The sequence below is a fragment of the Azospirillum sp. TSO5 genome, assembly GCF_003116065.1.
GTDB lineage: Bacteria > Pseudomonadota > Alphaproteobacteria > Azospirillales > Azospirillaceae > Azospirillum.
Window position 1 is genome coordinate 60,143 of record NZ_LGQY01000084.1, and the last position, 7,283, is coordinate 67,425.

Here is a 7,283-nt window from a genome sequence, read left to right on the forward strand (position 1 = left end):
CTAAGAGACGGCGGCCGCAGCCGGTATGCTGCGGCGCCGGTGTTGCCACAGCAGGAACAAGCCGGTCATGACGAAGGCGGCCTCGTCGGTCAGCGGCAAGGCGACCACGAACAGGAAGGCTGTCAAAGCGGCATAGACCCGGGCGATCAGCGGCAGCGGTGTCCAGAAAAAGCCGATGGTTGCGGCTCCCCACAGGGCGATGGCGACGCAGGCCTTGATGAACACATAGGCCACCGCCAGCCAGCTTCCGGTCTGCATGACCAAAGCCGGATCGTAGACCGCCATGAAGGGCACGACATAGCCCGCCATCGCCACCCGCGTCGCAATCCAGCCGATGTCCATGTGATCGGCCTTGCAGATCGACGAGGCCGCCAGGGCCGCCAGGGCCACCGGCGGGGTCAGGTCGGCCATGATGCCGAAATAGAAGACGAACATGTGGCTGACCATCAGCGGCACGCCCATGGTGAGCAGGGCCGGCGCGGCGATCGACGCGGTGATGATGTAGTTCGCCGTCGTCGGCAGGCCGGTTCCCAGCACGATGCAGGCGATCATGGTCAGCACCAGCGCCGCCAGCAGGTTGCCGCCCGACCAGTCGACGATGGTGGAGGCGAAGCTGGAGGCGAGGCCGGTGAGCGTCATCATGCCGATCAGTACACCGACGAGCGCACAGGCGACACCGACACCGACAGCGTTCTTGGCGCCGTCGGCGATGCTGTTCACCACCAGCGTGAGCGTCTCCCGGCCGCCCTTGAACATCAGGCACGGGATGATGAGCAGCACGACCATGGTGAAGGCCAGATGCTCGGTCCGGAAACCCAGCCTCCACAGGCCGGCCGCCACCAGCCCGACCGCCACCCAGAAGGCGACCCGCAGGACCATCGGACCGATTTTGCCGACGATCGACGTGCCCAGGATCAGCGCCGCCGTCGCCGCAATGCCGATCACCCCGGCAAACAGGGGCGTGAAACCCGAAAACAGCAGATAGACCAGTGCCGCCAACGGCATGATCAGGTACCAGCCCTCCACCACGGCGCGAAGCGCGTTCGGGCACTGGTCCTTCGGCAGGCCGACAAGGTTGCGCATGCCCGCCTCCAGATGGACCATCCAGAAGGCGCTGCCGAAATAGAGGATCGCGGGAATCGCGGCGGCGATCGCCACCTCGCTGTAAGGCACGCCGATGGTTTCCGCCATGATGAAGGCCGCGGCCCCCATCACCGGCGGCATCAGCTGCCCGCCCATGCTGGCCGTCGCCTCCACCGCGCCGGCGAAGGCAGGGCGATAGCCGAAGCGCATCATCAGCGGAATGGTGAACTGCCCGGTGGTCAGCACATTGGCGACGCCCGACCCGTTGATGGTGCCCATCAGGCCGGAGGAGATCACCGCCACCTTCGCCGGCCCGCCCTTGGCATGACCGACGAGGCCAAGCGACACGTCGTTGAACAGCTTGATCATGCCGGCGCGCTCCAGGAAGGCGCCGAACAGGATGAACAGGAAGATGTAGCTGGCCGACACGAAGGTCGGCGTGCCGTAAATCCCCTCGGTCGACAGATACAGGTTGTCGATCACCTGATCGATGTCATAACCACGGTGGGCGAGCCCGAAAGGAAGATGGCGGCCGAACAGGGCATAAGGAATGAAGATGCCGCACATGATCGGCAACGCCAGCCCCATGATCCGCCGGGCGCCCTCGAACACCAGTGCGATCGCGATGGTTCCGACGATCAGGTCGGCGGTGTTGGGGTCGCCCGCCCGCTGGATCAGGTCGACCTCGAACACATAATGGTAGAGGCCGACGCCGAAGGCGGTCAGGCCCAGCAGCCAGTCGTACCAGGGAACCCGCCTGCGTTCCGCCGTTTGGCGAAAGCCGAACAGGGTAAAGGTCATCAGCAGCAGGAATCCGACATGGACCGCCCGCACCACCATGGTGGACACCGGGTTGAAGGCGGCGGTCCAGATCTGGAAGGCGGAGAAGGCGACCGCGATGGCGAAAACCGCCCGCCCGTCGAACCCTTCGAAAGCGGCGACCGTTGACGGATTTTCCCGGTCGATGGCCTGGCGGATCTCGGAGTCCGCCTGATTCTTTTGTGCGCTCACTACGGCTTCTCCGCCAATTCTTTTTTATCAGGCCCGTTTCTTACATCAGCCCCTTTTCCTTGTAGAACTTGACGGCGCCGGGATGGAACGGCACCGGCGACTGGGTGGCGGTCTTGTCGAGCTTGATCTGCTTGGCGGCGACATGGGCGGCGGCCAGCGCGTCCAGATTCTCGAACAGCGTCTTGGTCATTGCATAAGCGGCGTCGTCCGACACCCCGGAATGGCTGACCAGCAGGTTGCGGACTGCGGCGGTCGGCACATCGGCATCCTGGCCGGGATAGGTGCCGGCGGGGATCGTCTCGGTGATGTAGGCGGCGTCGCCGACCTTCTGCACCACGTCCGCCGGGATGCTGACGACGGTGATCTCCTGCGACGACGACAGATCCTTGATCGCCGCCACGCCGAGACCGGCGGAAATCAGCGTCGCGTCCAGCTGGCGGTTCTTGATGAGGTCGACCGATTCGCCGAAGGGCAGATATTCAATCTTGCCGAAATCCTTATAGGCCAGACCGGCGGCGTTGAAGATGGCGCGCGCGTTCAGCTCCGTCCCCGACTTCGGCGCGCCGACCGACACCCGCTTGCCCTTCAGATCGGCCAGCGTCTTGATGCCCGAATCCTTACTGGCGACGACCTGGATGTAGTTGGGGTAGATGGCGGCGATCGTGCGCAGCTTGGACAGCTTCTGCTTGAAGCCGACCTCCTCGTTGCCCTTCCAGGCATCGCTCAGCGAATCACCGAGCGTGAAGCCGATCTCGCCGCGGCCGGCCTGCAGCAGGTTCAGGTTCTCCACCGACGCCTTGGTCGCCTGCGCCGTCACCTTGGCCCCCGGCAGCGCCTTGCCGTACACGTTCGACAGCGCCACGCCAAGCGGATAATAGACCCCGCTGGTGCCGCCGGTCAGAACGGTGATGAAGGTCTCCGCCTTTGCCGGCAGGGCGGCGAGTCCAAGGCTGACGCCAAGGCCGGCGGCCGTGCACAGGGCCAGAAGGTGACGCTTCACGGATGGGCGATTCATAGCGGCTCTCCCCATTATCGTTGCTGCGCCCGGATCGTTGCCGGGCGGATTTGTTTGCACACCCATAGCCATGGGCAGCCCCAACCCACTGTAACGCGCCACAAAATTGCGCGCCAGTACGTACAATCCGACATAAGGACCGTTCACATGCCATTCTTTCGGCCAAGGCATGCACAGGCTCCTTGACCTCGACGGGCAGACACCCCCTATCCTTGTGGCGGAAGACCGCCGGCCGAAGCGGACACCGGTATAGCCCTGGGCTTGCCCCCGGCCGGCGGCGCGTCGAACGACAGTGAACAGTCCCAACTGCACGCCATACGACTGCAAGCCAGACTTCAGCCAGCGGGAGGAAAACCGATGTCCTGTACCGTATCGATGACCGTCAATGGCAAGACGGTCTCGCGCGAGGTGGAGGAGCGAACCCTGCTCGTCGCCTTCCTGCGCGAGCATCTCGGCCTGACGGGCACCCATGTCGGCTGCGACACCAGCCAGTGCGGCGCCTGCGTCGTCCATGTCGACGGCCGATCGGTGAAGTCCTGCACCACGCTGGCCGTCCAGGCCAACGGGGCGGAGGTGACGACAATCGAGGGGCTGGCGGCGGCCGACGGCACGCTGCACCCGATGCAGGCCGCCTTCCGCGAGCATCATGGCCTGCAGTGCGGCTTCTGCACGCCGGGCATGGTGATGAGCGCGGTCGATCTGGTCCGCGAGAACCCGAACCCGACCGAGGCGGAGATCCGCGAGGGGCTGGAGGGCAACATCTGCCGTTGCACCGGCTATCACAACATCGTCAAGGCGGTGAAGGCGGGTGCCGAGGCGATGGCGGGGGCGCAACCGGCGCCGGTCGCGGCCGAATAAGGGCGGTAAGCCCAGCAAGAAGCAGGCATTTCCGCATCTTACGCGTTCCTGTGGGAGGAAACACGAGATGGCGAACCCCAATGGCATCGGCGCCTCGGTGCGTCGGCGCGAAGACCAGCGCTTTCTGACCGGCCGCGGCAACTACACCGACGATTTCAAGCGCCCGAACATGACCCATGCGGTGCATGTGCGCTCCCCCTATGCCCATGCCCGCATCCTTGGCATCGACTTCGCCGACGCGGCGGCGATGCCGGGCGTGGTCGCCGTGCTGACCGGCGCCGACATGGAGGCCGACAAGGTCGGCAGCCTGCCCTGCGGCTGGCAGATCCACTCCAAGGACGGCTCGCCGATGAAGGAGCCGCCGCATTACCCGCTGGCCCGCGACCGGGTGCGCTATGTCGGCGACGCGGTGGCGGTGGTGATCGCGGAAACCCGCGAGCAGGCGCGCGACGCCGCCGAGATGGTGGTGGTCGATTACGAGGAACTGCCGGCGGTGGGCTCCTCCACCCGCGCCATCGACGGCGGCGCGCCGCTGGTCCATGACGATGCGCCGGACAATGTCTGCTACGACTGGCATCTGGGCGATCAGGCGGCGGTGGACGCGGCCTTCGCCAATGCCGCCCATGTCGCCAAGATCGATCTGGTCAACCAGCGTCTGGTCCCAAATGCGATGGAACCGCGGGCGGCGATGGGCGAATACGACCAGTCGACCGGCGAATACACCCTGACCACCACCAGCCAGAACCCGCACGTCACCCGTCTGCTGATGGGCGCCTTCGTGCTGGGCATCCCGGAGCACAAGCTGCGGGTGGTGGCGCCGGACGTCGGCGGCGGATTCGGATCGAAGATCTTCCATTACGGCGAGGAGGCCGTCGTCACCTGGGCGGCGCGCAAGGTCGGCCGGCCGGTGAAGTGGACCGCCGACCGCTCCGAAAGCTTCCTGACCGACGCCCACGGCCGCGACCATGTCAGCCATGCCGAGCTGGCGATGGATGCCGACGGCAACTTCCTGGCACTCCGCGTCTCGACGCTGGCCAATCTCGGCGCCTATCTGTCCACCTTCGCGCCGTCGATCCCGACCTACCTCTACGCCACCCTGCTGGCCGGCCAGTACAAGACCCCGGCGATCTATGCCGAGGTGAAGGCGGTCTTCACCAACACCTCCCCCGTCGACGCCTATCGCGGCGCCGGCCGGCCGGAGGCCTGCTATCTGATCGAACGGCTGGTGGATGTCGCCGCCGGCGTGATGGGCATGGACAAGACCGAGATCCGCCGCCGCAACTTCGTGCCGAAGGAGGCGATGCCCTACCAGACGCCGGTCGCCCTGCAGTACGACACCGGCGACTTTGCCAAGAACCTGGACATCGCTCTGCCGCTGGTAGACTACCCCGGCTTCCAGCAGCGCCGCGCCGAATCCAAGGCGCGCGGCAAGCTGCGCGGCATCGGATTCGCCACCTACATCGAAGCCTGCGGCATCGCCCCCAGCAATGTCGCCGGCGCGCTCGGTGCTCGCGCAGGACTTTATGAATGCGCGGAAGTCCGTTTCCATCCAACGGGTTCGGTGACGGTCTTCACCGGTTCTCACAGCCACGGCCAGGGCCATGAGACCACCTTCGCCCAGATCGTGGCCGACCGCTTCGGCATCCCGATCGAGAATGTCGAGATCGTCCACGGCGACACCAACAAGATCCCCTTCGGCATGGGCACCTACGGCTCGCGCTCGCTCGCGGTCGGCGGCTCGGCCCTGGTGAAGGCGATGGACAAGGTGGAGCGCAAGGCGAAGAAGATCGCCGCCCACATGCTGGAAGCCGCCGAGACCGACATCGAGGTGAAGGACGGCCGCTTCACCGTCGCCGGCACCGACAAGAGCCTGGGCATCGGCGACATCGCCCTGCAGGCCTATGTCCCGCACAACTTCCCGCTCGACGAGTTGGAACCGGGGCTGGACGAGCAGGCCTTCTACGATCCGAAGAACTTCACTTATCCCAACGGCTGCCATGTCTGCGAGCTGGAGATCGATCCCGACACCGGCGTCACCACCATCGTCAGCTTCGCCGCGGTGGACGATTTCGGCAACGTCATCAACCCGCTGATCGTCGAGGGGCAGGTGCATGGCGGCCTTGTCCAGGGCATCGGACAGGCGTTGTACGAGAACTGCGTCTATGACGAGGAATCGGGGCAGCTCGTCACCGGCTCCTACATGGACTATTGCATGCCGCGGGCGGACGATGTCCCATCCTTCACCGTGCGCTATCACGAGGACCAGCCCTGCACCCACAACCCGCTGGGCGTGAAGGGCTGCGGCGAGGCCGGAACCATCGGCGCCGCCGCCGCCGTGATGAACGCGGTGGTGGATGCGCTGTCGGACTATGGCGTCACCCACATGGACATGCCGGCGACGCCGGAGAAGGTCTGGCGGACGATCCGCGACGCTGCCCCTGCCATGGCGGCGGAATAAGACGGCCGAAGAAGAAGGAGGCTAGAGAATGTACGCGTTCACGTACCAACGGCCGACATCGGTTGCCGACGCGGCGACCGCCATCCAGGCGGAAGAGGCCAAGCTGCTGGGCGGCGGCCAGACCCTGCTGCCGACGCTGAAGCAGCGCCTCGCCCGCCCGACCGACCTGATCGACCTCGGCGCCATTCCGGAGCTGAAGGGCATCCGCGAGGCTGCCCAGGGAGATGGCGGCGGACTGGAGATCGGCGCCTTCACCCGCCATGCGGAGGTCGCCCATTCCGACCTCGTCAAGCGAGTGATCCCGGCGCTGGCCAGCCTCGCCGAGGGCATCGGCGACCGGCAGGTCCGCAACATGGGCACGATGGGCGGCTCCATCGCCAACGCCGATCCGTCGGCCGACTATCCGTCGGCGGTGGTGGCGTTGAAGGCCACGGTCACCACCGACCGCCGGACCATCGCCGGCGACGATTTCTTCACCGGCATGTTCGAAACCGCGCTGGAACCGGGCGAGATCATCAAGTCGGTGCGCTTCTCGCAGCCGGACAAGGCGGCCTACGCCAAGTTCCGCAATCCGGCCAGCCGCTATGCCATCGTCGGCGTCTTCGTCGCCAAGTTCGGCGCCGAGGTGCGAGTGGCGGTGACCGGCGCCGCCGGCTCCGTCTTCCGCGCCGAGGCGTTCGAAAGCGCGCTCGCCGCCGATTTCCGGGCGGAAGCGCTGAACGGCCTGTCGGTGGAGGCCGACGGCCTGAACGCCGACATCCACGCCAGCGCCGACTACCGCGCCCACCTCGTCACGGTGATGGCGAAGCGGGCGGTCGAAGCGGCGGGGGGGTTTAGCTCCCTCTCCCCCCCCCGGGG

At 66.1% G+C, this 7,283-nt stretch carries 5 protein-coding genes; 3 read left to right on the forward strand and 2 right to left on the reverse strand.

What is annotated here, in order from left to right; all coding sequences use genetic code 11:
- Positions 1–2,094, reverse strand: a complete 2,094-nt coding sequence (locus TSO5_RS21280; protein WP_109153432.1) for a TRAP transporter permease — start codon at positions 2,092–2,094, stop codon at positions 1–3.
- Positions 2,095–2,134: 40 nt separating this feature from the next.
- A complete protein-coding gene (locus tag TSO5_RS21285; RefSeq protein ID WP_109153433.1) occupies positions 2,135–3,109 on the reverse strand; it encodes a TAXI family TRAP transporter solute-binding subunit in 975 nt (324 codons plus the stop codon).
- A gap of 357 nt (positions 3,110–3,466) precedes the next feature.
- Between TSO5_RS21285 and TSO5_RS21290 the strand changes: the two genes are divergently transcribed.
- The 3 genes from TSO5_RS21290 to TSO5_RS21300 form a co-directional block, all read left to right on the forward strand.
- Positions 3,467–3,967, forward strand: coding sequence for a (2Fe-2S)-binding protein (locus tag TSO5_RS21290; protein WP_085086376.1), 501 nt, complete (start codon positions 3,467–3,469; stop codon positions 3,965–3,967).
- A gap of 67 nt (positions 3,968–4,034) precedes the next feature.
- Positions 4,035–6,425: a xanthine dehydrogenase family protein molybdopterin-binding subunit gene (locus tag TSO5_RS21295; RefSeq protein ID WP_109153434.1), complete on the forward strand. Its 2,391-nt coding sequence runs from the start codon at positions 4,035–4,037 to the stop codon at positions 6,423–6,425.
- Positions 6,426–6,453: 28 nt separating this feature from the next.
- Positions 6,454–7,283 (forward strand): xanthine dehydrogenase family protein subunit M (locus TSO5_RS21300; protein ID WP_109153435.1); only part of this gene is annotated, 830 nt, incomplete at its 3' end.

Excerpts from the sequence above, each read along its gene's own strand:
- TSO5_RS21285 (WP_109153433.1), bottom strand. The coding sequence starts at position 3,109 with ATGAATCGCCCATCCGTGAAGCGTCACCTTCTGGCCCTGTGCACGGCC.
- TSO5_RS21295 (WP_109153434.1), top strand. The coding sequence starts at position 4,035 with ATGGCGAACCCCAATGGCATCGGCGCCTCGGTGCGTCGGCGCGAAGAC.
- TSO5_RS21290 (WP_085086376.1), top strand. The coding sequence starts at position 3,467 with ATGTCCTGTACCGTATCGATGACCGTCAATGGCAAGACGGTCTCGCGC.